The sequence below is a fragment of the Colwellia psychrerythraea genome, assembly GCF_000764225.1.
Lineage (GTDB): Bacteria > Pseudomonadota > Gammaproteobacteria > Enterobacterales > Alteromonadaceae > Colwellia > Colwellia psychrerythraea_D.
Genome location: NZ_JQED01000005.1, coordinates 232,850 through 257,464, shown reverse-complemented (window position 1 = coordinate 257,464; position 24,615 = coordinate 232,850). Strand labels below are relative to the sequence as shown.

General features: G+C 37.6%; 25 protein-coding genes. 18 read left to right on the top strand and 7 right to left on the bottom strand.

Annotated features, from left to right (window positions below; all coding sequences use genetic code 11):
- The first annotated feature begins 91 nt into the window (after nucleotides 1-91).
- The 13 genes from ND2E_RS18005 (at nucleotide 92) to ND2E_RS18060 (ending at nucleotide 13,301) form a co-directional block, all read left to right on the top strand.
- Complete coding sequence (locus ND2E_RS18005; RefSeq protein WP_033092418.1) at nucleotides 92-283, top strand: hypothetical protein; 192 nt, start codon at nucleotides 92-94, stop codon at nucleotides 281-283.
- 395 nt (nucleotides 284-678) lie between these two features.
- Nucleotides 679-2,094 (top strand): Na+/H+ antiporter NhaC family protein, encoded by a 1,416-nt coding sequence (locus tag ND2E_RS18010; protein ID WP_033092417.1) that lies wholly within the window; start codon nucleotides 679-681, stop codon nucleotides 2,092-2,094.
- Nucleotides 2,095-2,180: 86 nt separating this feature from the next.
- Entirely contained in the window at nucleotides 2,181-3,212 is a 1,032-nt protein-coding gene (locus ND2E_RS18015) for an isoaspartyl peptidase/L-asparaginase family protein (protein ID WP_033092416.1), read from the top strand.
- Nucleotides 3,213-3,420: 208 nt separating this feature from the next.
- Complete coding sequence (locus ND2E_RS23460; protein WP_263281869.1) at nucleotides 3,421-3,546, top strand: hypothetical protein; 126 nt, start codon at nucleotides 3,421-3,423, stop codon at nucleotides 3,544-3,546.
- 264 nt (nucleotides 3,547-3,810) lie between these two features.
- A complete protein-coding gene (locus ND2E_RS18020) occupies nucleotides 3,811-4,428 on the top strand; it encodes a LysE family translocator (protein ID WP_033092415.1) in 618 nt (205 codons plus the stop codon).
- Between the two features lie 152 nt (nucleotides 4,429-4,580).
- Complete coding sequence (gene oxyR, locus ND2E_RS18025) at nucleotides 4,581-5,480, top strand: DNA-binding transcriptional regulator OxyR (protein ID WP_052056228.1); 900 nt, start codon at nucleotides 4,581-4,583, stop codon at nucleotides 5,478-5,480.
- 229 nt (nucleotides 5,481-5,709) lie between these two features.
- Complete coding sequence (locus ND2E_RS18030) at nucleotides 5,710-6,297, top strand: PEP-CTERM sorting domain-containing protein (protein WP_033092414.1); 588 nt, start codon at nucleotides 5,710-5,712, stop codon at nucleotides 6,295-6,297.
- Nucleotides 6,298-6,576: 279 nt separating this feature from the next.
- Nucleotides 6,577-7,146, top strand: a complete 570-nt coding sequence (ahpC, locus tag ND2E_RS18035; RefSeq protein ID WP_033092413.1) for an alkyl hydroperoxide reductase subunit C — start codon at nucleotides 6,577-6,579, stop codon at nucleotides 7,144-7,146.
- 239 nt (nucleotides 7,147-7,385) lie between these two features.
- Nucleotides 7,386-8,957 carry an alkyl hydroperoxide reductase subunit F gene (gene ahpF / locus ND2E_RS18040; RefSeq protein WP_033092412.1) on the top strand — a complete coding sequence of 524 codons (1,572 nt, stop codon included), beginning with the start codon at nucleotides 7,386-7,388 and terminating at the stop codon, nucleotides 8,955-8,957.
- Nucleotides 8,958-9,223: 266 nt separating this feature from the next.
- Nucleotides 9,224-9,946 carry a hypothetical protein gene (locus ND2E_RS18045; protein ID WP_033092411.1) on the top strand — a complete coding sequence of 241 codons (723 nt, stop codon included), beginning with the start codon at nucleotides 9,224-9,226 and terminating at the stop codon, nucleotides 9,944-9,946.
- A gap of 145 nt (nucleotides 9,947-10,091) precedes the next feature.
- Complete coding sequence (locus tag ND2E_RS18050; protein ID WP_033092410.1) at nucleotides 10,092-12,755, top strand: YdbH domain-containing protein; 2,664 nt, start codon at nucleotides 10,092-10,094, stop codon at nucleotides 12,753-12,755.
- A 13-nt stretch (nucleotides 12,756-12,768) separates the two neighbouring features.
- Complete coding sequence (locus ND2E_RS18055; RefSeq protein WP_033092409.1) at nucleotides 12,769-12,951, top strand: YnbE family lipoprotein; 183 nt, start codon at nucleotides 12,769-12,771, stop codon at nucleotides 12,949-12,951.
- Nucleotides 12,952-12,959: 8 nt separating this feature from the next.
- On the top strand, nucleotides 12,960-13,301 hold the full coding sequence (locus ND2E_RS18060; RefSeq protein ID WP_033092408.1) for a YdbL family protein: 342 nt from the start codon (nucleotides 12,960-12,962) through the stop codon (nucleotides 13,299-13,301).
- Nucleotides 13,302-13,419: 118 nt separating this feature from the next.
- On the opposite strand, the gene ND2E_RS18065 is transcribed toward ND2E_RS18060, so the two are convergent.
- On the bottom strand, nucleotides 13,420-15,231 hold the full coding sequence (locus tag ND2E_RS18065) for a methyl-accepting chemotaxis protein (RefSeq protein ID WP_223303525.1): 1,812 nt from the start codon (nucleotides 15,229-15,231) through the stop codon (nucleotides 13,420-13,422).
- A gap of 169 nt (nucleotides 15,232-15,400) precedes the next feature.
- The gene (locus tag ND2E_RS23035; protein WP_190277798.1) at nucleotides 15,401-15,553 is read right to left on the bottom strand and encodes a hypothetical protein; all 153 of its coding nucleotides are present in this window, start codon (nucleotides 15,551-15,553) and stop codon (nucleotides 15,401-15,403) included.
- Nucleotides 15,554-15,642: 89 nt separating this feature from the next.
- Between ND2E_RS23035 and ND2E_RS18070 the strand changes: the two genes are divergently transcribed.
- Nucleotides 15,643-16,533, top strand: a complete 891-nt coding sequence (locus ND2E_RS18070) for a TIGR01777 family oxidoreductase (protein ID WP_033092406.1) — start codon at nucleotides 15,643-15,645, stop codon at nucleotides 16,531-16,533.
- 61 nt (nucleotides 16,534-16,594) lie between these two features.
- Here ND2E_RS18070 and ND2E_RS18075 read toward each other — a convergent pair whose 3' ends face one another.
- The 3 genes from ND2E_RS18075 to ND2E_RS22145 all read right to left on the bottom strand — a co-directional run bounded on the left by ND2E_RS18075 (nucleotide 16,595) and on the right by ND2E_RS22145 (nucleotide 17,654).
- Nucleotides 16,595-17,008, bottom strand: coding sequence for a hypothetical protein (locus ND2E_RS18075; RefSeq protein WP_033092405.1), 414 nt, complete (start codon nucleotides 17,006-17,008; stop codon nucleotides 16,595-16,597).
- A 130-nt stretch (nucleotides 17,009-17,138) separates the two neighbouring features.
- The gene (locus ND2E_RS23455) at nucleotides 17,139-17,270 is read right to left on the bottom strand and encodes a hypothetical protein (RefSeq protein WP_263281868.1); all 132 of its coding nucleotides are present in this window, start codon (nucleotides 17,268-17,270) and stop codon (nucleotides 17,139-17,141) included.
- Nucleotides 17,271-17,288: 18 nt separating this feature from the next.
- Complete coding sequence (locus tag ND2E_RS22145; protein WP_223303524.1) at nucleotides 17,289-17,654, bottom strand: hypothetical protein; 366 nt, start codon at nucleotides 17,652-17,654, stop codon at nucleotides 17,289-17,291.
- Nucleotides 17,655-17,990: 336 nt separating this feature from the next.
- Between ND2E_RS22145 and ND2E_RS18080 the strand changes: the two genes are divergently transcribed.
- Entirely contained in the window at nucleotides 17,991-18,971 is a 981-nt protein-coding gene (locus ND2E_RS18080) for a WD40 repeat domain-containing protein (protein ID WP_033092404.1), read from the top strand.
- Nucleotides 18,972-18,990: 19 nt separating this feature from the next.
- Here ND2E_RS18080 and ND2E_RS18085 read toward each other — a convergent pair whose 3' ends face one another.
- A complete protein-coding gene (locus ND2E_RS18085) occupies nucleotides 18,991-19,290 on the bottom strand; it encodes an ATP-binding protein (RefSeq protein ID WP_033092403.1) in 300 nt (99 codons plus the stop codon).
- 10 nt (nucleotides 19,291-19,300) lie between these two features.
- Nucleotides 19,301-20,176: a LysR family transcriptional regulator gene (locus tag ND2E_RS18090; protein ID WP_033092402.1), complete on the bottom strand. Its 876-nt coding sequence runs from the start codon at nucleotides 20,174-20,176 to the stop codon at nucleotides 19,301-19,303.
- Nucleotides 20,177-20,384: 208 nt separating this feature from the next.
- On the opposite strand from ND2E_RS18090, the gene ND2E_RS18095 reads away from it, so the two are divergent.
- The 3 genes from ND2E_RS18095 to ND2E_RS0121200 all read left to right on the top strand — a co-directional run bounded on the left by ND2E_RS18095 (nucleotide 20,385) and on the right by ND2E_RS0121200 (nucleotide 24,614).
- On the top strand, nucleotides 20,385-21,374 hold the full coding sequence (locus tag ND2E_RS18095) for a YeiH family protein (protein WP_033092401.1): 990 nt from the start codon (nucleotides 20,385-20,387) through the stop codon (nucleotides 21,372-21,374).
- A gap of 149 nt (nucleotides 21,375-21,523) precedes the next feature.
- Nucleotides 21,524-22,300 carry a DUF4097 family beta strand repeat-containing protein gene (locus tag ND2E_RS18100; RefSeq protein WP_033092400.1) on the top strand — a complete coding sequence of 259 codons (777 nt, stop codon included), beginning with the start codon at nucleotides 21,524-21,526 and terminating at the stop codon, nucleotides 22,298-22,300.
- A 265-nt stretch (nucleotides 22,301-22,565) separates the two neighbouring features.
- Nucleotides 22,566-24,614 (top strand): GGDEF and EAL domain-containing protein, encoded by a 2,049-nt coding sequence (locus tag ND2E_RS0121200; protein ID WP_052056227.1) that lies wholly within the window; start codon nucleotides 22,566-22,568, stop codon nucleotides 24,612-24,614.
- The last annotated feature ends 1 nt before the right edge of the window (nucleotide 24,615 follow it).

Below are 24,615 nucleotides of genomic sequence, written 5' to 3'. Positions count from 1 at the left end.
TACTTAACTACTGGGTGTTCAAAAAATGAACTGACTTGGTGTGCTGAAGTCTAACTCAGCACACCTTGGAAGTTAGTGTCGAGGAGGGCTTATGGAGTTTAAAGATATTCATATTGGTATGAAATGTGGCAGTAAGAAAGGCAGCGGTACTGTTACTTGGGTTGATGGCTCAACACATACGATTTATATGGTTGATTGCAATAGTAATGATAACTTTGAAGTTAACATCAGCGATATTATTGAAGATCCACAAGCGCACAATAAAGAAGATGATTACTATTAACGGTTTTTAAATCTATCTTTAACAATTAATTAGAAACCCGGCAGATTAATATCCTGCCGGGTTTTTATTTTCATTCAGTAAATAACCTGTCCTCAGTCATTCACACCTTATCCCAAGTTAATGTTTTGATTTATTGATGTCTTAATAAATAGTGAGTGTTGTAATATCTTTTTATTTAGATAACTCAATAAATTGCAACATGCATAAGGCACTAGAGACTTTAGTTTTGTTGTTTTAGTAAGATGGCAAACAGCCTTTATATAGCGTTCAGGTTAAATAGATTGAATCTGACTTAGGTATTTGCCACACTGCGCAACTATTACCAAGTAAACGATTAGAATGAATATCTTTAAACTATTTGAACTCGTTATCAAACTCATGCATTAAGGTTTTTTATGGAATGGTTGTCTGTGCTACCTCCTTTGGTCGCTATTATTATTGTTATTTGGAAAAAAGAAGTCATTCTTGCTTTACTTACCGCGGTATTTGTTTCTGAGTTATTATTAGCATTTCAGCACCATAACAATGTTATTTTTTATGGTTTTGTTGGTTCACTTGAACGTGTTATTCATGTGGTTTCTTCAGGTGGAAATGCACGCATTTTGATTTTCAGTTTACTGATAGGCGCTTTGTTGGCTTATGTTAGGGACTCAGGTGGTGTTACTGCAACAGTAGAAAAATTAGTACATAACGGTATTGCCAAAAGTAAACGACAAGTAGGCAGTTTAACTATGTTCACCGGCATGGTTATTTTTATCGAATCCAATCTTAGTGTATTAACCGCCGGTATTTTGTCTCGTGATTTATTCGATAGGTTCAAAATGAGTCGTGCACGCTTAGCCTATATAATCGACAGTACCAGCGCACCAGTATGTATATTAGTACTGCTAAATGGTTGGGGTGCCTATGTGCTAGCGCTATTGAATAACTATGAGCTAGGACAATCATCAGTGTCTATTTTATGGGGATCAGTGGCTTTTAATTTCTACGCTATCATCGCTTTGCTTATGGTGGTTTATACCGTGGTAACGGATAGAGTACATGGACCAATGAAAAAGGCAGAGTTAGCTTTGCATTCGAAGATGCCTCAAAAGTCGAGCTCACAACAAACCGTATCACAAGCCATATTACAAGAAAGTATGGTACCAGCCACTAAAGCACGTTACATGTTGGTTCCCTTATTGACGATGGTCTTCGGTATGTTTTTCTTTATGTACTGGAGTGGTCAGGGTGATATTACACAAGGTGATGGCAGTAAGTCGGTACTTTATGCCACGTGTTTAGGCTTGGCGGTTAGCTACTTTTTATTGCGTTTCTCTAAACGATTTGAACATCAACAGCTAGTGGATATAGGATTTAAAGGTATTGGCGAATTACTGCCGTTAGTAACGATAGTATTATTGTCATTGACCCTTGGCGCTAGTTTGAAAGAACTCGGCACAGGTTATTTCATTGCTGGCATTGTCGGAGAGTATTTACCCTTAATTCTTGTTGTGCCTATGTTATTTATTGCGGGTGCTGTTATTTCATTTAGTACGGGAACTTCATGGGGTACTTTTGCCATTTTGATCCCTATTGGCGTACCCTTAATTCAAGCACTTGGCTTACCACCTTCACTCGTCATTGCTGCTATTCTTGGTGGCGGTATCTTCGGAGATCATTGCTCACCAATTTCTGATACAACCTGTGTTTCAGCTATCGCGTCAGGTTGTGACTTACTTGAGCATGTTAAAACCCAAATGCCTTATGCTTTAGTTGGTGGTGCGTTAACACTTATAGCTTATGTTATCGCAAGTATTGTCATGATTTAATCGATAACTTCTTTGATTACTATAAGTTGAACAGCCGTTAGATTAATTGCCTAAGATTTGCTGACTAAAAATGATGAGGAAAAATAATGAAAAAATTGTTACTGATATTAACGGGTTTATGTTTATCAGCCATGGTTAATAATGCTTTTGCAAAGGATGTTCCTTTTGCAATTGCTATTCACGGTGGTGCAGGAACGATTGAGAAAAACCGCTTTACACCAGAAAAAGAAAAAGCGTATAGAGCAAAGCTAAAAGAAGCAGTAGAAGCTGGCTATACGGTATTAGATCAAGGTGGTAACAGCCTTGATGCGGTTACCACGGCAATTAAAATTCTAGAGAATTCACCATTTTTTAATGCAGGTAAAGGTGCTGTTTATACATATAATGAAACCCATGAGATGGATGCTTCAATTATGTATGGAAAAAATCGCCAAGCTGGAGCTGTAGCTGGTGTAAAGCACATTGAGAACCCGATAAACCTTGCTCGTTTAGTGATGGAAGAGTCAGTCCATGTAATGCTTAGCGGTGAAGGTGCAGAAGAATTTGCTAAGACTCAAGGTGTTGAGCTGGTGGATAATAAAATATTTGATACTGAGCATAGATACAAATCATTGCAACGCGCCAAGTTTAAAATGGAAAAAGCGAAGCAACAAAATAAAGACTACCAAGCTGCTCATAATGCATTAGAAGTGGAATACAAGGTTGGAACTGTTGGTGCTGTCGCTCTTGATAAAAATGGAAATATCTCAAGTGGAACATCGACGGGTGGAATGACTAGCAAGCGTTTTGGTAGAATTGGTGACTCCCCTGTAATTGGTGCAGGTACTTTTGCGGATAATAGATCTTGTGCTGTATCAGCGACGGGTCACGGTGAATATTTCATCCGTTATAATGTTGCGGCAGATATTTGTGCCAGAGTGCAATACCAAGGTAAGAGTATTGAACAAGCAGGTAAAGAAGTGATTCATGATGTACTCATGCCTGTTGGCGGTACGGGCGGTGTGATCATCATCGATACTAAAGGCAATATCAGCCTTCCGTTCAATACTAAAGGTATGTATAGAGCAAGTAAATCTTCAAACCAAGCGACTTATGTGGGTATCTTTAAAGATGATTAATCAAATACTAAATATCAAATAACAAAATAGAATAGCAAAAAATTCTGCTTGGTAAGTTATTGGTTATGCGAAGATTAGTGACTCTATTTTTAGTGTTTTGCTGTTGTAATCTTTGATCTAGATCAAGTTTTTCTGTCTATCAATAACGATATCGGCTAGAATCCGCGCCATATTTTAGTTGTTTAACCGCAGTACAGGAAACTAGACCATGTCTCACCATGAAGAAGATTTTAAAGATCCAGCCTCTTTCAAGCACTTAGCAATGATCCTTGTGGCAATGTTTGCTATGCCACTATTACCTATGGTGATGGGTTGGTTTACGCTTTTACGTTAAGCAATACTATTTATTACTAGCGAGGGGCACATGCTCCTCACGGTAATTATTCATTTCTGCATTAATTCTATTCTCTCTCCTTTTTATTTAATAGCAATCAGCACTTTTGTCATTCCCAGTAAAATTTAATATCACGGTTACGCTGTGGACATACTGTATTTAGTCTTTTAATTTCGTTTATTCATCATTATTTTCTAATCAATGATGCATTTTATTGGTACAGTGTTTCCGAATTCTCCTGTCATTAACTTAAAAGTGAATCAAATGCCTGATGTAGCTGCTCTTGCTGTTTTTATTCCTACCTTCTTTTTTGTCTCAATCACACCCGGTATGTGCATGACATTAGCAATGACGCTCGGTATGAGCATTGGTGTTCGTCGCACTATGTGGATGATGATCGGTGAACTCATTGGTGTTGCTCTTGTAGCTATAGCTGCTGTTTTTGGCGTTGCTGGTATCATGCTTAATTATCCTGACGTGTTCGACGTATTGAAATGGGTGGGTGGGGCATATCTAGCGTACATAGGCGTTAATATGTGGCATTCGAAAGGGAAGATGTCAATCGGTGATAATAAGCCAAGCGATGTCAGCCGTTATTCTTTATTCACGCAAGGGCTTGTCACCGCGATTGCGAACCCGAAGGGCTGGGCTTTTATGATTTCCTTGCTACCTCCTTTTATTAATGTCGATCGCGCAGTAGCGCCACAATTACTGGTTTTATTAGCCGTTATCATATTTACCGAATTCACTAGCATGATGGCTTACGCTTCGGGTGGTAAGAGTTTACGCTTGTTTTTAAGTCGCGGTGATAACGTCAAATGGATGAATCGTATTGCTGGTAGTTTGATGATCGCTGTCGGTATTTGGCTCGCAGTGAGTTAGTACTGGTTGAGTAGGTAATTAGTCGCATACCAGAACAAGGTAAATCTTTGGCAACATTTATACTTTCATACGTCTTGAAACTCGCTTTCATCACGTGATCCTATTACCATAGTCAAAGACTCTGTTTTTTTATTAAAGGATAGGCTTTAACTATGATTAAGCTGCGCGATTTAGAATATTTAACCGCTATTGATAAACACAAGCACTTTGGCAAAGCGGCACAGTCTTGCTTTGTAAGTCAACCAACGCTAAGTGGCCAATTAATGAAGCTTGAAGAGCAATTAGGGCTGCAACTGGTTGAGCGTCATCGCCGCAATGTTATGTTAACACCTGCTGGGGAGCAGTTAGTTCAAGAAGCGCGAAAGGTATTACAAGCCGCAGGACAATTTGAATCTTGTGCTAAAGCCTTGCTTGACCCATTTGCCGGTGATTTACATCTTGGTTTGATACCCACTTTAGCACCATATTTGTTACCACATATCATGGCAGAGCTTAATACCGCATTACCCAACATTAACTTCTTTCTTCATGAAAACCAGACCAAGGTGTTACTGCAGCAATTGGATGAAGGTAAATTAGATGTGTTAATTTTACCATATCTTGAAGAAATGGAAAAATTCGAATCATACCAATTATTTGATGAACCATTGATGCTGGCAACGCCAAAAAATCATCGACTTGCCCATAAAAAAGAGTTAACGCTTTCTGATTTACATAATGAGAAAATCCTTACCTTAGCAGATGGACATTGCCTTAAAGATCAAGCCATGGGGTATTGTTTTTCTGCGGGCGCTAAAGAAGATAATAGTTTTCAAGCGACAAGTTTAGAAACGTTACGTCATATGGTGGCCAGTGGTATGGGCATCACATTATTACCTGCGCTTGCTGCGCAAGGTAATTTAGCGAGTGATACGATTCATTATGGCCCGTTTAAGGAACCAGTGCCTGTACGTGGCATTTCTTTGGTGATCAGACCTAATTATTCACGGATGCAATGCGTTAGAGCGATAGTAGCCAGTGTTAGAAAATCAATTAAAGATATTATTAACTAAATTAGAAAAACTTTACTGAAGCTAGGTTTGTATTTCGTGCTAAAGTACTCAATTTCTGACACAAAATAAGTGTCCTGATATTTTACATCGACGCTATTTAGTTGCATTTAAATATCACTAACTTATTGTTTATATTTAATAAGTATATCGTGGCATGATCGTTGCTAAAAGTTTGTGAAGTACAACTTAGCATCAGACTACAGACAGTAACCCAAGGGACATAGCAGTAATGAAAAGAATCATTTTAGGGGCACTAACTCTATTATTAGCGTTAAATGCCAATGCAACACTTATTAATATTTACGAAAGTAACTCAAATCTCTCTAGTATTGCACAATCACAGTCTGTTATTGACAGCGCTATTTCGGCAGATACATCTATTATCAGCGATAATATTTTCTTTAGTGATTGGGGCCACCATGGTGCTTCGGCTTTCCCTGGAGGACATAATAATACATTTGTATTAACAGCTTCAGGTATGATCGATACTTCATTATATTCAGGATTACAATTTTTCCATGATGATGGCATAGAGGTTAATTTAGGCGGTGATAGCCTATATACGTATGACTCTAACACTGGCTTAAGAAATAGTGGTTGGAAGACTTTTGCTGATACGGGCATGACATCTTTTGATTTATTGTTCTGGGAAAATGGTGGTGCAGCTTCAATTCTAGTGTATGGTCAATTGAGAGATGGTCATACAACTGAGGTAGCAAACTTCTCAGCTGTTTCAGTACCAGAGCCATCAACTATTGCTATATTAAGTATCGGCCTTTTAGGTTTGGCTGCTCGTAAAACGAAGAAATCGTTTTAATGTATACTTAGTAAGTTAATTATAAAAACATCAATTGTCATGATTGATGTTTTTTTGTTTTTAGACCTTTCTAAACTTCATAAGCTAACCACAGAGCTATAGAGATCTTACTCATTATTTTTGTTAATAGCTTTTTCCTATCTATTTGATAAATACTATCGATTATCCTAATCATACTGTTCATTTTATTATAATCCCGTCTTCAACGAAACGAAGTATATGAACGTTTCATTTTAGCTTTTTAAATACTTAACTTTTATTAAACAACGGGAATCAATAATGAACCAATCAATCATTAATACTAAATTATTACCTTTTAACGCGACTGCTTTTCACAATGGTGAGTTTGTTGAATTAAGTGAAAAAGATCTTGCTGATAAATGGTCAGTATTTTTCTTCTACCCTGCTGATTTCACTTTTGTCTGTCCGACCGAATTAGGTGACATGGCAGACCATTATGAAGAGTTACAAAAAATGGGTGTTGAAGTGTACTCAGTATCAACCGATACCCACTTTACACATAAAGCATGGCACGATACTTCAGATACCATCAATAAAATTAAATACCCAATGATTGGTGACCCAACAGGTGCAATTACACGTAACTTTGGTGTCATGATTGAAGAAGATGGTTTAGCACTACGTGGTACGTTTGTGATTAACCCTGAAGGCGAAATTAAAGTTGCGGAAGTACATGATTTAGGCATAGGTCGAAGTGCCTCAGAATTACTGCGTAAAGTTAAAGCAGCTCAATATGTTGCCGAACATGACGGTGAAGTTTGTCCTGCTGCTTGGCAACCAGGTGCTGAAACGTTAGCTCCTTCTTTAGACCTAGTAGGCAAAATCTAAATTAGGATTAGTCAAATTTTCCTTAGATTCGTTTAAATGCTTACTGCTCTGCGTTACGAGCGCTTCACATAGGCAAGCTATGCTACAGCCCTCGCGCCTTGAGCAGAAAGCATTTAATTCAAATCTAAAGTCAAATTTCGGCGGAATAAGGATGTTTCGCACTTGCTAATTAGTAGCAAATCTAAAGTTCCTTTCCCTTATTACTTTCCACTTTCCATCAAATATTCTCAGAGGTCATTATGTTAGATACAAATTTACAAACGCAATTAAAGGGTTATTTAGATAACTTAAAAACACCAGTTGAGCTAATTACCTTTACTGATGAAAGCCCTAAGGCAAAAGAACTTGCTCAACTAGCGACACAAATTGCTGAATTATCACCGTTAATTACCAAAATTAATGGTAATAACACAGAAAAAACAGCCAATGAACGACTGCCATCTATGTTAGTACGCAGTGTTGCTAGCAATAGCGAAATACGTTTTGCAGGTTTACCCATGGGACATGAATTTACCTCATTAGTAATGGCGTTATTGCACAGTGGTTCACATCCGTTAAAAATTGAGGCCGATCAAATAGAACAAGTACGCAACCTGGAAGGGGATTTTGTTTTCGAAACCTATATTTCATTAAGTTGTCAGAATTGTCCGGATGTTGTGCAAGCCTTAAATATGATGGCAACGATTAACCCCAATATAAAACATACCATGATTGATGGTGCGCTATTTCAAACGGAAGTATTTGACCGTGATGTGATGGCAGTGCCCAGTGTATATTTAAATGGTGAATCATTTAGTCAAGGCCGTGTTTCCTTAACTGATATATTGAATAAAGTAGATAAAAATGCTGGTGCTCGCCAAGCTAAAGCATTAGAAAATAAAGAGACTTATGACTTTTTAGTTGTTGGTGGTGGGCCTGCTGGTGCTGCCGCAGCAATTTATGCTGCACGTAAAGGTATTAATACCGGCTTAGTTGCGGACAGGTTTGGCGGTCAGGTTAGTGATACCATGTCGATTGAAAACTTTATTTCAGTTAAAGCGACACAAGGACCAAAACTGGTCGCCAGCTTGGAAGAGCATGTGCGTGAATATGATGTAGATATCATGAACAGTAATAAAGCGAATAAAGTGAAACGCAATGAAAGAACGGGCCTCGTTGAGGTTAGCTTAGAAAATGGCGCAGTGTTAAAAAGTAAATCAGTAGTGTTGGCAACGGGTGCTCGTTGGAGAGAAATGAATGTACCTGGCGAAAATGAATATCGTGGTAAAGGTGTTGCTTATTGTCCTCATTGCGACGGACCACTGTTTAAAGGCAAACCCGTAGCCGTTATTGGTGGCGGTAACTCAGGCATTGAAGCTGCTATTGATTTAGCAGGGATTGTAGAGCATGTGACAGTATTAGAATTTGCCGACACGTTACGTGCAGATGATGTATTAGTTAAAAAAGCTAATTCATTAAGCAATGTCACGATTATTACTAATGCACAAACCACAGAAGTGCAGGGTGATGGCAAACGTGTGACCAGCTTAAGTTATACTGACCGAGATACAACGGAACAACATTCATTGGCATTGGCAGGTATTTTTGTGCAAATAGGTTTAATGCCAAATACTGAGTTTTTACAGGGTGAAATAGAGTTAACTAATCGTGGTGAAATTATTGCCGGCAGTCAAGGTGAAACCTGTATTGCAGGAGTCTTTGCCGCAGGTGATGTTACCAATAGTCCGTATAAACAAATTATTATTGCGATGGGCAGTGGCGCAAATGCCGCCTTAGGTGCTTTTGATTACCTTATTCGTCAAGATGTCTAATCCACTTTGGACTATAGAGTTAATTTATTGATGAATGATCAGATAAAACCGTACTCATTACTTTTCAGTTGATATTGTGAGTTAGAAAAGAAACCACTTAAATACTATTTTTAAGTGGTTTTTTGTATGACTGAGTAAAGCATACGAGGTAGTGTCACGGTTGAGTCAACAAAGGTCTACTAAGGTCAGTGTCATTAAAATAACTTCTGTAATTGGTATATAAATTGCTCGTAATAAAACTGTCAATTTATTACGGTATTTACCAAATGATCACTAACCTAGGGCTATATAGCGCCACTTTTAATAGTAACTCAACTGTAAGTCAGCAAAATACTACTGAAATACAAGCTATTACTGAAAAATATGCAGAAAGCAGTGTTAAAAGTGAAGAACCTGCTGCTGTTGATAACAGTTTGTATTTATCAAGCAGAGCGCAAAGAATTAATGCTATTAGCAGTGAATTTTTTAGCGGTGCGGAGCTAACGTTTGATGATGTCGGCGCATTAAAAGAAAAATTATACCAATTTGGACTTATTTCCAAGGGGGAATATGCCACGTTAACCGGTACTTCAGCGGAAGGTACCACTAACGAATCGCATGAGATCTCGTCGACGACCACATTAACTAATTTTCTTGGCGACTTTATTGAGCGCTTAAATAAAGATGATAGTGATGAGAATAGCGACAGTGACGAAGAAGTCACAGAAAGTGAAACAATCATTGCTTTAACAGGGGCGTTAACTAGCGCAAAAGCAATCTTGACGAATGTCGAAGAACAGAAACAGCATACTGATTTTGAAACTTCTCTTAAGGAGGCATTAGCGCTGCTAAAAGAAACGATCAATGATGAGTCATTTGAAAAATTACCTTTAGATGACAAAATAGGGCTCAGTAAAGTGCATGAGGCATTAGAAATAGTTGATCGGTTATCTCCACAACGACTGAATAATGATAAAGTGAACCAATATATTAAGTTATCGTATAGGTAATCTATTTAGGGTGTTATGTCTGGGTGACTTAATTCGTCGTACAATTGACTTCAGCGAATGTTATTATACTCTCTACTAAATTTGAGTACTTATAGGGTAATGGATATACGCTATTTCACAGTTATTTTTAAGGCAAGGGATTATTTTGCGGTTGTTTAAATTTACCTTAGTCACATGCTTAGTCTTTGTTATCACATTCAGTGCGGTATTTTATAGTCGAAGCTCAGTGGTAACATCACTCGTCAATGATTATCTAAGCCAGTATAATAGTGCGTTAAGCTGCATTGATTTTGAAGTAAATAACGACTTTGATTTGCTGATCACCCGCTTATGTATTGATTCTCCTGATGTGGAAATAGAATTAATTAATAGCCTGATTGAGTGGCGATTCGACCCCAACAAAATAGACGTAGATAATCTCTTAGATGCCATTTCATCGATAAATGTTGAGCTAGCTAGAGTACGCGCTAAGAGTGATTTCCAATTCTCTGGAAGTTCTGCTTCAAACAACATAAAACCAAGTGAATTGCCTTTATTCATTAGAAAGCAACTACATGATCTTTCATTGTTATCAATGCCAATTAATATTGATATTCAAACGGTTTACTACCAGACTTTTAGCAGCAATAAAAAAACCGAAAATCAGACCTATCGAGGTCATCTTCTACTCCATGATCAACAACTTGCCTTTTCTTTAGTTAACCCAAAGCATGATAGTGTACTTGCATTGGCGTTGACGAAAAGTGGTGAGGATATCAGTGCTAGTTTAGCCACTGATTTAGCTCTACTAAGACCTTTTCTTGTTAGACATCAGATGGTTTTTCCTCATAGTATTTCAGCGTTGTTACTTAATGATGATTGGTCTGCTGAGGGGAAACTTAACAGTCAACTTGATTGGCAGCAAAATACATTGCACTTGACCAACCAAATGACGAATTTTTCTCTTGAATTATCGCAAGGTTCTTCTCCATTTGGACCTATTGAGCTAGAGACAACGTTATCGTGGCAAGCCGTATTAGTGGGGGAAACTTTACAATTTGACTTTACTCACGTCGATAAGAAAAAAAATGCTAAGACGAAGAATGGTAAAAACTATCAAGATAATAATATACAGCTAGCTTTTAATTCAGAAAAACTACTTGCGCTACTGACAGCGCAAGCCGTTGACCAGCAGATAATAAATGTGCTCAGAGATAATGCCATTAATACCTTGAACGTTAAGCCATCAGCGAAGCTAACAATTGATTTTAGTCAGCAAACCTTGACCGGTGATAGTGTCGACATCTCTAGTAGAAATTTACACGGTCCAATAAAGCTATCGTTAAGCAATGTAGGCTTTACTTTTAACGACGAACCAGTGTTAACAATGAATTTACAAAAAGCTAAGTTATTACTGACAGGCCAAGCAAGCATTGCACAATTACATCCTTATGGCAGACAGCCAGTAAAACTAAGTATTATTGGAGGAGTGAAGCAGAGCAGCGACAGTTGGCAGTTAACACTTGCCGAGGGAACAGCATTCGAATTGGCTCAGTTAAGTTTGCCTTCTAATCAGTCAGCGATGATAGCACTAGGAAAAACTCAACAGCCAACTTTTGAAACTCAAGCTAGCTTGAAATCATTAAGCAGTCATTGGCAAGGTAACGTGTCGATTGCTAAAAATGAAAATCTACAGCAGCTAAAACAGAATGTCGCGGTAATGTTTTCACTCGATGTTAAAAGTCAGATCAAGCAGCTTAATTATCCCACTATCGTCAAAATTAATAAACTTGAGTTAGCTACAAAGCTCAGTGGTACTATGGAAGAGTTAGCGGTAAAAACAGAAGTGATTGCCGATGACATCCCTATTGCAACCGCCAACATAACGGGTGCGTTGGAACATCCAAGTGTGATTGTTTCGGCCCAAGATGTCTTGCTTACCGATTTATTAGCTTTAAAGTTAAACCTACCTGTTGAGTTAAAGCTCATTGATGGCAATATCGATTATCACTTAAGTGGTCAATTTAACAATAATGAAAATCTATTAGCTAACCCCATGATTCTCGAGCTAATAGTGCAAGATGTTACCGGGGAAGTCGATGGTACTTGGCTACAAGAGTTTAATTGGCAGCATAAGCTGACAATACAAGATGGCAAGATCAAATCAATGCCTAACCAGACTCAGCTATCACCTGATCTGACTATTGCTAAGATTGAAACCGCTACTCCCATTAAGAACTTTTCAACAAGTACCTTTATTGATTTTTCAGCAGGTAGTCTACAGTTATTTGCACACAACCTTCACGGACACTTATTAGGTGGACGTTTTGCTATACCGCAAGTGCAGTGGCCTTTTAGGACAAACCTGCCTGTGAAAGTGGCACTCACTAAAATAGATTTAGAAAAGCTACTCGAGCTGGATAAAAAGCAAGGTATAGTCGTGACAGGAAGAGTCTCAGGGCTGTTTCCCATTCACTATGATGGTGAAAATTTTCTCATTAATGGCGGTAGCTTAAAAAATGTCGGTGATGGTATTATCCAAGTTTATAATAACCCTGCGGTTGAAGAACTCAAAGCCAGCAGCACTGAATTAAAGCTGGCGTTTGATGCTTTGGAAAATTTGCACTATCACCACCTGTCGTCTGATGTTTCAATGGCTAATGACGGCTATATGTTATTAGATACAGCCATTAAGGGCCGAAATCCAGATTTGGATAACGATGTAAATTTGAATTTAAATCTTAGCTATGATTTATTAGGGTTAATCGAATCACTCAATATTACTGAGGATTTTGAAAGCAAAATTATCAAGGGTTTAAGAACAAAATAATTAAGGAATATTTATGGTTAAAATACTGGCACCATTGCTGGCAGTTTTGTTATTTACTGCTTGCACTCATAAAGTTGAAGTAAGTGCTAAAGAGCCAATTACGATTAACTTGAATTTAAAAATTGATCATGAGATTCGAGTTAAAGTAGATAAAGAACTTGATGATATTTTCAGTGACGATAGTGATATCTTTTAGGAGCAACAATGAATAAATTAATAAAGCACTCAATTAGAAAAGTAAGCCTAGTGATTATTGCCTCTACCATGGCATTTTCAGCTTGGGCTGTCACTCTTGATCAAGCCAAGCAGCAAGGCCTTGTCGGTGAAATGTCTAACGGTTATTTAGGTGTAGTCGTTGCAAGCGCTGAAGTAAATGAGTTGGTTGAAATGGTAAATAAAAAGCGGAAAGATATTTACCTAAACCTAGCACGAAAAAATAAAATCACTATGCAACAAGTCACGATGTTAGCGGGTGAAAAGTCTATGGCTAAAACTCAATCAGGCCATTTAATTCAAAATGCTGACGGGCAGTGGGTAAAAAAATAACTTACAACAACGACTGACACCCGTTGCGCTGTAGATAAAAAACCGTATCGCTTTTATGTGCTACGGTTTTTTTGTGATTATTAGTTAAAGCAAGCTGTCTATGATTACCTGAAATTAGCTACACTTTAAAGCGCCTAACAATATCGGTTAAGGTTTGATTAATATCATTAATACTATGGATCTCTGTAAATGCTTGCTTACCGTTAGTATCTAGCTCAACAACAATGTCATTAATGGCGGTCATATTTTTACTGACTTCATGCGTAACATTACTTTGTTCTTCAGCAGCAGTGGCAACTTGGCTGCTTAAGTTATTAATTTCTGAAACAGTTTCCGTCATTTCATTCAAACTAGATGATACTTTACCTGTGCCCGTTGCCGCTTTGTGGCAGCGCTCTTTTGTCACGCTCATAGAGTCTACAACCGTTTGATTGCCTTTTAGTAGGCTCACTAAGGCATTTTCAATCTCGTCTGTACTGGATTTTGTTCGACTGGCGAGGCTACGTACTTCATCGGCTACCACGGCAAAACCTCGGCCTTGTTCACCAGCTCGAGCGGCTTCAATCGCAGCATTAAGTGCCAATAAGTTAGTTTGATCGGCAATGCCACCAATAACACTCAAAATGGAATTAATACCGTCGGTTTTATCACTCATTGCACTGACACTTTCTACTGAGTTATCAACATCTGAAACCAACTCAGCGATCGTTCCTTGTGCTTGGCTTACGGTTTTTATCGATTCGCGACCAGCACTGTTAGCACTGTCGGTTAGAAGAGAGACATTAGAAATATCACTTGCCATAGAGCCTGCTGTCGCATTCATTTCTTCAATAGCTGTTACAACTTGCTCCGTTTCTTGAACATGGCCATTTAATATTACTGCATTAAGCTCAGATTGGTCTTTTAGCTTAATAATATTGCCGTCTAGTGCTATTGTCGCCTCTTTTATTTCTAACAACATTGACTGCAGGTTTTTTATAAAGCTATTAATGCCATTGGCAATTTGACCTAGATCATCCGTAGAATTTACCTTAAGTCGCTGAGTTAAATCGACGTTACCTTGAGCAAGTGCCATGATTGTTTCTTTTAATACGAGAATAGGTCGATAGAGGAATTGCAATAGAATGAACACTAATACAACACTTACCAGTGTTGCGGCCAATGAGCTAATAATAGCGTTTTTTTTCGCTTGATAAAGTTCTGCATAGGCAACTTCTGTATCAAGCCCTAGCGTATAATACCAATGCTTATCTGCTACTTGGATTTTATGAGAAAAAAGCAGCTTATCCACACCATCTAATTGGTAGGTTTGTATGTTGCTTTCCTGACTAACAGCACCTAACACGGCCTCTTTAAACCAAGGATAACTTGTTGCTAATTTTTTGTTTTCAACCGTTTGACTTGTCGAGGCTAGCACTGTGCTATCTTGGTTTAATATGAGTGCAACCGCCCCTGGTATTTCAGCTGACTTTTCAACCAACTCATTCAAGAAATCTAATTTCATATCAACAGAAATCATGCCATTTTTTATTTGATGAACAATGCTGATCCAATAAGTCATTGAACCAAAGTATGGCTCACTGGTTGCTGTACCTGATGATTTCCGCGCTAATTGATAATAAGATTCAGTCCTAATGTCGCCTGAAAACTTGTGATTAGGCCAAGTATTACTTGTTTGATTCCAGTAAGCCACACCGCTTTCAAAGCCAATCGCAGAGCTATGTAGATTCATGGCAAAAGCAATAGTCTGAGTCAAGTTAACAAAGTACTCAATATCGCCACCTTCTCCTTGTTTATCATATAGCTTGGCAATCTTTGCTAGACCTAGCGCCTTTTCATTGAGCTGTTTTTCAATAAGCTTAGCTTGTTGCTGAACAAATGCACTATTGTCTTTAATAATAAGAGCAGTCAGGGTTTTTTCTTCTTTCATATAGGAAAAATAGCTGGTTAAAGATACTGACAATCCGACTAATATTGTGATTGTAATCAGTAATAGATTTTTGAATCCAAATTGCATGATGATAAAACCTTTTATGTAACCATCTTAGGGCCAGAATCCTTTATGGATTGAAATATTTGAATATTTAAGCCTATTTCATTTATATATCAAGAAGCAGTGGTCGCTTGGCAAAAGTTATATCACCGTTCAGGATTGTTGGCATGACTCTACCGTAGATTATTTTGAACTCTGCCCCTTGGCTTAATTTAAAGCGACTATACTCATAATTAAAAGCGACTTTACTTAATGTCATTCGTTTTTACTTTTTCATTCATCATTGATCGAATTTGATAATCCTCACGTATTCTTAAGAGTGATAGCTTTATATGTAGCGGAGTGAATATGAAAATATTAGTAACCGGTGGTACAGGTCTAATTGGTCGTCACTTTATTAGTGCCTTTCATCACAAGTACCAATTCACTGTTTTAACGCGCAATACTCAAAAAGCGCAGCTATATTTACCCCAAAATATTGAATATATTGAACAGTTACCAGAGCAAAATTATTTTGATGTGATAATTAACCTTGCTGGAGAGCCTATTGTTGATAAACGTTGGACTCGAGAGCAAAAAGAAAATATTTGTCAGAGTCGATGGATAATCACTGAGAAGATTGTTGCCATGATTGCACTGTCTAAAGACAAACCAAGTTGTTTAATTAGTGGCTCAGCGATCGGTTATTATGGTGAAACGGGAAGTGAATCAACCCATGAAAATGCACAAATTACTCATCCTGATTTTGCTCATACCCTCTGCCAAAAATGGGAGGAACTTGCATTAAAAGCCAATGAATATTGCCGTGTGGTGTTATTACGTACTGGGGTGGTATTAGCTAATGATGGTGGAGCGTTAGAAAAAATGCGATTACCCTTTTCTTTAGGCTTAGGTGGAAAACTTGGTCATGGGCAACAATACATGTCGTGGATACATATCGACGATATGATTCATGCTATTCATTTTAGCTTACAGATAGAGTGCATTGAAGGTGCTATTAATTGCACTTCTCCGCAGGCAATAACTAATGAAGCCTTTACTAAAGCACTCGGTAAAGAGGTGAAACGGCCTACTTGGTTTAATGTACCAGCATTCATGCTGACTACTTTAATGGGGCAAGGTGCAGAATTACTGTTAACAAGTCAGAACATTTATCCGCAAAAATTACTCAGTCATGGTTTTCATTTTAATCATTGTGAAATTATAGATGCACTTGCAGATTTAATGACTGAGGACTGACAGTTACTTGTTCAACTATTTAAGCCTGATGGCAGTGTAGTGATACCAAGCGACCAGTATTCTAATGATTTATTTCCACTAAATTTGTTTCTAGTTGGGTAATTTGTCTTTTTTCTTCTGGTGTTAATGGTTTATAGGGTCGAGGGTATGACCAACCATATCCCCACCGAAATGGTGTTGGTAAATATGGACTGCCACCAATACGAACACCAGTTAACATGAGGTTAGCTATTTTAGGCTCGCCAACGTTAGCAACACATTGCTGAAGCTGCTCATCGGCAATTAACCTCTCTTCATATGTACCACCTTGCCAATAGGCGTAATCATGCGCGGTACAACAAGATAACCATAACTCTTTCTGCTGATAGGTACCATCAGGAAAAGCACTGCAGCCATCAGAGCTAAAGGGCTTAATTGTTTCGGCAAGTATTGAGGCCGAAAGTAATGAAAATAACAGGCAAATGATAATACGCATTAGGCATTACTCTATAGAAGCTGTGGGTCAGACCTTAATGCCCTAACACTAATGGATGACATAAAAGTGGATTAGCATGTCGATAACAATGCTATTAGAACACAGTCGCCACTTTCTCATTGATTAGGGACTATTGGCCAGCACTAGCCTGCTGTAACTTTGCATCTAGCAATGCCTCAAGTTCGCCTTCTTTCATAGCGAGGTCTACTTCAAGCGATTGGCGCTCTTTTATCGATTCTTTATCTTCTTTATCTTGTAACATCTGAATCTGGACACTTAACTAGAGAATTTCCATTGATAATTCTCGAATTTTTTTATCCATATCACTTTCTTTAGCTTTTTCTGCCGCAGCCGCTTCTTCTGGTGACATAGCACTACTTAAGCTACTCGCATCTATGGTTTTTTTAGTATCATCTTTTTCTTTCGTATTTGCTTCATCTTCAGCGGATTTAGCTCTCGCTTCTTCAGATAACGCTAGCTGATCTGGTTGTAATTGCTGGCTTTTCTTTGGTATCGCACTGTCTAATTGTTGAGGAGTATCAACAATAGGGATACTTGCAACGGGCACCTTAGTGGCTTGCGCTGAATGCGAATTGTCCTTGACAGAGAAATGTGTTGCCAAACTTGAAGTGTTAATACTGTCCATGGTGACTTCCTTTGTGACCGAATATTTAATTAAATTGATTAAGTGAAAGTGAGATAACTATAGCTATATTTGCGTATGTTCCCAAGTACTTTATTTTACGATTAAATACAGTTAAACATATTAGAATACTGAGCCTATTGAGTATACGTTGTCGTTGAGTCGTTAGCTATTTCTTACTTTTATAGCTTAGGTATTCTAAGATGAATTTCCATCTGTAACTGCTATTTTCATAAGGCTAAGCGATATAATATGGCTTTATTTTCAACACCGAGTGTAATCGTATATAGTTGGCGATAACTCTCAATGTCATCACAAATTTATACGGAATAATTGACTATGGTAAAAGTAGTAATGCTAATAACTGCGATAAGCGTATTGAACCTTTTGGGTTGCAGTCAACAAGATGTTCATACTGGTTCGTCAGAATTAGCGTTAAATCATAGTGATAACATTATTACAGCTTCAGCACTTTCTAAAGATGGTCAGTTTAATTTAGTTGCTGATGGTAAAACCGTGTGTTTATGGAGTATAAGTCAAACAGAATCGCCCGTACATTGCTTAATGGGTAATGATGCACAATTCATCGAATTACTTGATATTAGTGAAAATAATCAATTTTATTTAGTCTCAAATCAAGTGTCGGTGCGTTTATATTCGATGCAAAGTAATAAACGGATAGGTGAATGGCAAGTGGCCAATAATATTATTAACGATATGGATATCTCTGAGAATGGCAGCAAAATATTATTAGGCTTTCGCAGCGGTAAAGCGAGTGTTATTGATGTTAAACGCAATCAGGTTAGTACTTTTGATAAACATCGGTTAGATATAAATTCAGTGAGTTTATCTGAGGATGGTGCCATTGCATTTACTGGCTCAAGTGATAAAAAAGCACGTTTATGGCATACAACTTCAGGAGAAAATATTCAGGAGTTTTCTCACGGTTCTAGGGTAAATCATGTCAAGATTAGTGGTGATGCTAAGGTTGCTTTTACACTAGATGCAATAAAAGATCGTACTTTTTGGGAGGTATCAACCGGTAAAGTCCTCGCTGAATTAGACACCAAATTACGCTTTTTTGAATTTAATGATTCATTATTTTCCGTTGATAATTCACTATTTTTAACGGGATCTCCTAAACAAGTTATTAAACTGTGGCGTGTATCTGATGGTGCATTAGTTGCCGAATGGCAATCTGAAATGACTCGGGGTCGTTCGTCAGTACTTAGTGTGGCTTATTTGGATCATGATAAGATTGTCACGATCAATAGTGATGGTTTATTTGAACAATGGCAGCTACCTAACCATAGCGAGTAAATCAAAATTGGCGCAACACTTAAAAAGCGCAACTATAGGTTGCGTCACCTTGTTTATTGTTGCGCACAGCAACTTTGCTATCTTGCGCTAACATTAGTTGTTTTGTTAACGCTAAACCGATATCTGAGCCTTCTTTTTTTGTGGTGAATAAAGGCACAAAAATTTGTGTCATATTTTTATTATCAACCGCTTTACCACTATCTGCCATGTCAATGACTGCCTGCTCACGAATATTTAAAAAAGTGTTTAATGCTATTCTGGCACACAAGTTTTCTTCTCTTTTGTTGCTTTTGTTGCTCTGCTTAGGTTCATCTCTCATCGTTATTTGTTTAAGGTTCAGAGATTAAAAAATCAAAAAATGTTTGGCTTAGTGAATTGTGATAGCTATTTTTATTGGTGACTAATGCAAACCGACGAGACAGGTTTAACGGGGAATGCAAGGCAATTAACCCACCATTATTTAGTTCTTCAGCAATGCTAAGCTGCGACAAGCAGCCTAAACCTAAACCGGCTTTGACCGATTCTTTAATAGCACTTTGCCTCGTCAGTTCAATGCCCAAGCTAATTTGGGCACCCATTTGCTCAATTGCGGCATCAAATATGGCGCGTGTTCCTGAGCCATGTTCACGCAATACCCATGAGTGTTGCTGCAGCTGCTCGAGAGTGATAATTGCGCCTTTTGCCAATGAATGTTCGGGTGAACAAAAAACTTGTAATTTATCGACTCGCCAAGGTGTAATTTGTAAATGTCTATGTACTGCGGGGCCTTCTATTAAACCAATAGAGGCTTTACCCTTGTCTAGATAATCTATCACCATTTGGGTATTGCCAATATGTATTTCAGGTGTAACATCAGGATAAACGTTTACAAATTTTGCAATCAACTGAGGCAATAAATAAGTGGCGATAGTAGCGCTGGCAACCACTCTCAAGGCACCACTCATGCTGTTTAAGTTGGCCAGTTTTAGGCTATCGAGTAAATCGCTTATTTGGCGAACTTTAGGCAACGATTTAAGACCATTCTCGGTGATCAATAAATCTCGACCCGTCCGTTCAAATAATGGGTAACCTAAACTCACTTCTAATTCTTTTAACGCTTGGCTAGCGGCGGATTGGCTTAAAGAGAGTTCACTGGCTGCTTTAGTTAATTTTCCTAAGCGTGCAGTTGCTTCAAACAGTTGAAGTTTTTTTATCGATATACTCATAGATTCATTTACCTTAGGAATTATTGACCTGAGTATTGGGTAATTAACCCAGTATTAACTCGGTTTTAATCTAGCACAGTTAATTCGGTTTTATGGATACTATACATCGAATCAATCCATTATTCTTATCTAAAACCTTCGGTTATATTATATTCCATAAAGTGATTACTCTTTTGAGGTCACGCATAAATACCTAAAGAGATGCCTTATGCCTACCTATATCGTTTTTCCCATTATTGCGCTGTTAGCAATAGCCTTAGCAAAAGTCGAACAAGTTTCAGCTTTTGGCTTGAGTGCCTTGCCATTAGCGATTGTCTTTGGCATGTTTTATGGGCATTTTTCGTTGAGAGTGGCAGATAAACATGATCAAGGTTTTGCAAATTTTTGCAAACAAAAGCTACTTAGGTTCGGTATCGTTTTATTTGGTTTTGGCTTGAGTTTTCAACAAATAATCGCGGTAGGTTGGCAAGCTGTTGTCATTGATTTAGTGATGATTAGTACTATTTTTACTGTCGGGACTGTTGTCGGTATTAAAGTCTTGAAGCTACATCGTGATGTTGCCATTTTAACGGCAGCGGGTAGTGCCATATGTGGTGCAGCAGCCATACTCGCCACTGAATCTGTTCTTAAACCAAAACAACAACATATTACAATTGCCATCGCAACCGTTGTACTTTTTGGTACTTTAGCTATGTTTATTTATCCATTTATTTATCAGTGGGTTGATATGACTAACCAGTCTTTTGGTATTTATATTGGGAGTACTGCTCATGAAGTAGCACAAGCGGTTGCTGCCGGACAAAGTATCAATGGCGAAACGATGCAAACAGCCGTCGTGGTTAAGCTTATTCGAGTAATGATGTTAGCGCCTTTTATTCTCATGTTAAGTGTCGCACTGAATCGTCTTAATCGAGATAGCGACACCAAATGCAAAAAGCATATTATTACTATTCCTTGGTTTGTTTTTGGCTTTATGGCTTCGGCTATGATGAATAGCATCATTATTTTACCTGAAGCTATTAAAACCGTATTGAGTTTTTCGAGTCAATTTTCTTTAGCGATGGCAATGACGGCTTTAGGTGCGCAAACTCAGTGGGCAACTATTAAAGAAGCAGGCCCTAAGCCTCTGATACTAGCATTCTTGCTGTTTATTATTCTCATATTAGGTGGTTTCTTCTTAAGTTCGTGTTTAGTCTAATGAGTCAGAAGCATTTAATTAACTATTAAATTTAAACCTTTTACTGCTATGTTGCATCTCACTTAGCAATGAATAAAATTTTGGCAAAGTGTTTGGTAAATCAACCGGATTGCTATGAATCTTTTAATAACGATATATGGAGATACCCAATGTTAAACGTGAAAAATGCTTTTACCTATGCCCCGATAGCACTTTTATTAATGGCTGGTGGTTTGCAGGCAAAAACAATTAATAAAGAGTTTACGGTTGCTAATGGCGGTTTACTGAAAATTGCGACTGATGTTGGCGCTATTGATATTGAAACCCACCTAAAAGAAACTGTATTAGTTGAAGTAGAAGTGACCGGAAAAAATGAAGATGATATGGATGTCAGTTTCAAAAAGAATGGAGATGATATCAGCATAAAAGGTGATTTCGATCGAAGTAGCTTTGGTAATAGCCATATTAGAATCACTTATAAAGTGACTTTACCGCAAAGTTATAATGTCGAGCTGAATACCAGCGGTGGCTCTATTGAAATTGAAGATCTTGAAGGAGAAGTCGACGCTTATACCTCCGGTGGTTCTATTTCATTAGAAGATATACAGGGGAATGTTGATATTAAAACGTCAGGAGGCAGTTTGGATCTTGATAATATCATTGGAAAAATTGATGCCCATACTTCGGGCGGCAGCATTAAACTTAAATTACCAACAAATCCGACTAAAGATAGCAAAGTAAAAACTTCTGGTGGTTCGATTACCGCCTATTTAGCAAAAGATGTTGCGGTAAATCTTTCTGCTAAAACGAGTGGTGGTCGTGTATCTAGCGAGTTTGTTGTGGATGGAAAGACCACTAAACGTTCAATTGAAGGCGAGATCAATGGTGGTGGTCCTGAATTAGTATTAAAAACCAGCGGTGGTAGTGTGCGTATAAAAGAGATATAACGCAGAACTGTTAATTCAGCTTACCTCTACAATTATTTTTAACGCGTAATAGTTAGCTATTGCGCTTTTTTTATGTCCAAAAAACCTTGATTGCTGATAAAAAAATTGATTACGCCTTTATTTGTTACGTCATAGAGGTGTACAAAAAAGAGACAATACAGGTAAGGTAAAAAAATTGCATTATATTGAATTATAACTAATATATAAGTATATGAAGAATATATTTCAGTAGTGAATTCTCATCTTCAAAAAGGAATTATCAAGGATGCTGTTTTTAGATAAGGGACTAACACAATCAGATGTTGATATTGCTATATTGACACTAAATCTAGCTGGTGAATTAGTGGACGTTAGTGCTCAATATCTTGTGATGACTGGCTTTGAAAAAGGAGAAATTCTCGGCAAAAAAATTGATGATTTTGAGATCTGTTCGGCCAAAAAAGTTTTTTCAAATAAAAGTGATATTTTTGGGCATTATCATTCAACCCTCATACGAAAAGATGGCAGTAATCTTCCAATAAAAGTGTGCTATTTTCGTCAGCAGACTCAAGATTTAACACAGATATTACTCTTTATCCAAGAATGTAATTACGTCGAAATTGCTAAAACGTCTATTATTGAACAAATATTCGATCACACAAATGAAGCTATTATCGTGACTGATAATAAAGGTTTTATCCAAACGGTTAATCGAAGTTTTTCAGAAATTACTGGTTACTCAGAAAGAGAAGTTGTTGGTAAAACACCAGCAATTTTAAACTCGGGAAAACAAGATAAATATTTTTATAAAAAGTTTTGGAAAGAAATAATTAGTCAAGGTGCTTGGCAAGGAGAGATTTGGAATAAACGTAAAAATGGTGAGGTTTACCCAGAATGGCTTAATATCAGTAGTATCAGAGACAAGCATGGTCAAATATCTAATTATATATGTCAGTTCACCGATATTACCAATCGAAAGAAATCAGAAGAAGAACTACACTTTCATGCCTACCATGATTCTTTAACTAGCCTACCTAATCGGCATCTACTTTTTGAAAAACTAAAACATTTATGTCTTCTTAATCAAGAGCAGCCGACTTATTTTGCCGTGCTTTTTTGTGATTTAGACCGCTTCAAAATGATTAATGATTCGTTAGGGCATGATGTTGGAGATGAACTATTAAAGAGCGTGGCTAACAGGCTTGAAACTAAGTTACGAAGTAATGACATTATAGCGCGCACAGGCGGTGATGAGTTCATTGTCGTTATTGAAGGCGAAAAAGCATTAAAAAACCTCGATAAAATCTGTTTACAAATACTCTCTCTTTTTGAAAAATCTTTTCATACTCAATATGGAGAATTTAAAACCTCGATTAGCATTGGTGTTAGTCAGTTTCCTGCAGACTCTAAAGATGTACGAGAACTTATTTCGTTTGCAGATATTGCCATGTATAAGATAAAAAAATCAGGGGGTAATCACTATTCATTTTTTGATATTAAAGAAAAATCATTTATACAGCAAAGATTAGAGCTTGAAAGTGAAATCTTCCAAGCCATTGAAAAGGATCAATTTGAAGTGTGGTATCAGCCACAAATTAATACTGAAACCTATCAAGTATACGGGGTTGAATGTTTAATTCGATGGAATCATCCAGAGCAAGGGATTATCACTCCAGATTTATTTATTCCCATTGCCGAAGCAAATGGTTCAATTAAAGAGTTGGGTTATTTTGTATTAAAAACAGCATGTCATCAACTTAGACAGTGGCGTATTAATAACGTCTTCACAGGCGTGATGGCGATTAATGTATCATTACGCCAATTTGAACGAAATGATCTGCTTGGCCAAGTTAAAAAGACATTAATCGATGAAATGCTGCCAGCTGAGTCTATTGAACTTGAAGTAACAGAGTCACTCTTCTCAGAAGACAATAACTACCATACTCCTATTTTATTGGCGTTGAGAGAGTTAGGGGTTAAAGTAGCTATTGATGATTTCGGTACCGGATATTCCTCCTTACAACGGTTGAAAAACTTACCCATTGATAATGTTAAAATTGATAAGTGCTTTGTCGATAATATTGAACACAGCTCTGAAGATGTAGCTATTGTGATGGCAACCATTTTATTGTCAAAAACTTTTAAAGTCGGTTTGATTGCTGAAGGCATAGAAACACAGGAACAAGCTGATAAATTAAGTGAATTAGGCTGCTTTAACCAACAAGGTTACCTTTATAGTCGCCCTCTTAGAGCACATGATTTTGAAGATTGGCTCACCGACTTTACTTTGCAACATAAAGAGCGAAAAATACTTCAAGTGGTGAATAACTCATGAG

Excerpts from the sequence above, each read along its gene's own strand:
- ND2E_RS18005 (WP_033092418.1), top strand. The coding sequence starts at position 92 with ATGGAGTTTAAAGATATTCATATTGGTATGAAATGTGGCAGTAAGAAA.
- ND2E_RS18010 (WP_033092417.1), top strand. The coding sequence starts at position 679 with ATGGAATGGTTGTCTGTGCTACCTCCTTTGGTCGCTATTATTATTGTT.
- ND2E_RS18015 (WP_033092416.1), top strand. The coding sequence starts at position 2,181 with ATGAAAAAATTGTTACTGATATTAACGGGTTTATGTTTATCAGCCATG.
- ND2E_RS23460 (WP_263281869.1), top strand. The coding sequence starts at position 3,421 with ATGTCTCACCATGAAGAAGATTTTAAAGATCCAGCCTCTTTCAAGCAC.
- ND2E_RS18020 (WP_033092415.1), top strand. The coding sequence starts at position 3,811 with ATGCCTGATGTAGCTGCTCTTGCTGTTTTTATTCCTACCTTCTTTTTT.
- oxyR (WP_052056228.1), top strand. The coding sequence starts at position 4,581 with ATGATTAAGCTGCGCGATTTAGAATATTTAACCGCTATTGATAAACAC.
- ND2E_RS18030 (WP_033092414.1), top strand. The coding sequence starts at position 5,710 with ATGAAAAGAATCATTTTAGGGGCACTAACTCTATTATTAGCGTTAAAT.
- ahpC (WP_033092413.1), top strand. The coding sequence starts at position 6,577 with ATGAACCAATCAATCATTAATACTAAATTATTACCTTTTAACGCGACT.
- ahpF (WP_033092412.1), top strand. The coding sequence starts at position 7,386 with ATGTTAGATACAAATTTACAAACGCAATTAAAGGGTTATTTAGATAAC.
- ND2E_RS18045 (WP_033092411.1), top strand. The coding sequence starts at position 9,224 with ATGATCACTAACCTAGGGCTATATAGCGCCACTTTTAATAGTAACTCA.
- ND2E_RS18055 (WP_033092409.1), top strand. The coding sequence starts at position 12,769 with ATGGTTAAAATACTGGCACCATTGCTGGCAGTTTTGTTATTTACTGCT.
- ND2E_RS18060 (WP_033092408.1), top strand. The coding sequence starts at position 12,960 with ATGAATAAATTAATAAAGCACTCAATTAGAAAAGTAAGCCTAGTGATT.
- ND2E_RS18065 (WP_223303525.1), bottom strand. The coding sequence starts at position 15,231 with ATGAAAGAAGAAAAAACCCTGACTGCTCTTATTATTAAAGACAATAGT.
- ND2E_RS23035 (WP_190277798.1), bottom strand. The coding sequence starts at position 15,553 with ATGACATTAAGTAAAGTCGCTTTTAATTATGAGTATAGTCGCTTTAAA.
- ND2E_RS18070 (WP_033092406.1), top strand. The coding sequence starts at position 15,643 with ATGAAAATATTAGTAACCGGTGGTACAGGTCTAATTGGTCGTCACTTT.
- ND2E_RS18075 (WP_033092405.1), bottom strand. The coding sequence starts at position 17,008 with ATGCGTATTATCATTTGCCTGTTATTTTCATTACTTTCGGCCTCAATA.
- ND2E_RS23455 (WP_263281868.1), bottom strand. The coding sequence starts at position 17,270 with ATGTTACAAGATAAAGAAGATAAAGAATCGATAAAAGAGCGCCAATCG.
- ND2E_RS22145 (WP_223303524.1), bottom strand. The coding sequence starts at position 17,654 with ATGGACAGTATTAACACTTCAAGTTTGGCAACACATTTCTCTGTCAAG.
- ND2E_RS18080 (WP_033092404.1), top strand. The coding sequence starts at position 17,991 with ATGGTAAAAGTAGTAATGCTAATAACTGCGATAAGCGTATTGAACCTT.
- ND2E_RS18085 (WP_033092403.1), bottom strand. The coding sequence starts at position 19,290 with ATGAGAGATGAACCTAAGCAGAGCAACAAAAGCAACAAAAGAGAAGAA.
- ND2E_RS18090 (WP_033092402.1), bottom strand. The coding sequence starts at position 20,176 with ATGAGTATATCGATAAAAAAACTTCAACTGTTTGAAGCAACTGCACGC.
- ND2E_RS18095 (WP_033092401.1), top strand. The coding sequence starts at position 20,385 with ATGCCTACCTATATCGTTTTTCCCATTATTGCGCTGTTAGCAATAGCC.
- ND2E_RS18100 (WP_033092400.1), top strand. The coding sequence starts at position 21,524 with ATGTTAAACGTGAAAAATGCTTTTACCTATGCCCCGATAGCACTTTTA.
- ND2E_RS0121200 (WP_052056227.1), top strand. The coding sequence starts at position 22,566 with ATGCTGTTTTTAGATAAGGGACTAACACAATCAGATGTTGATATTGCT.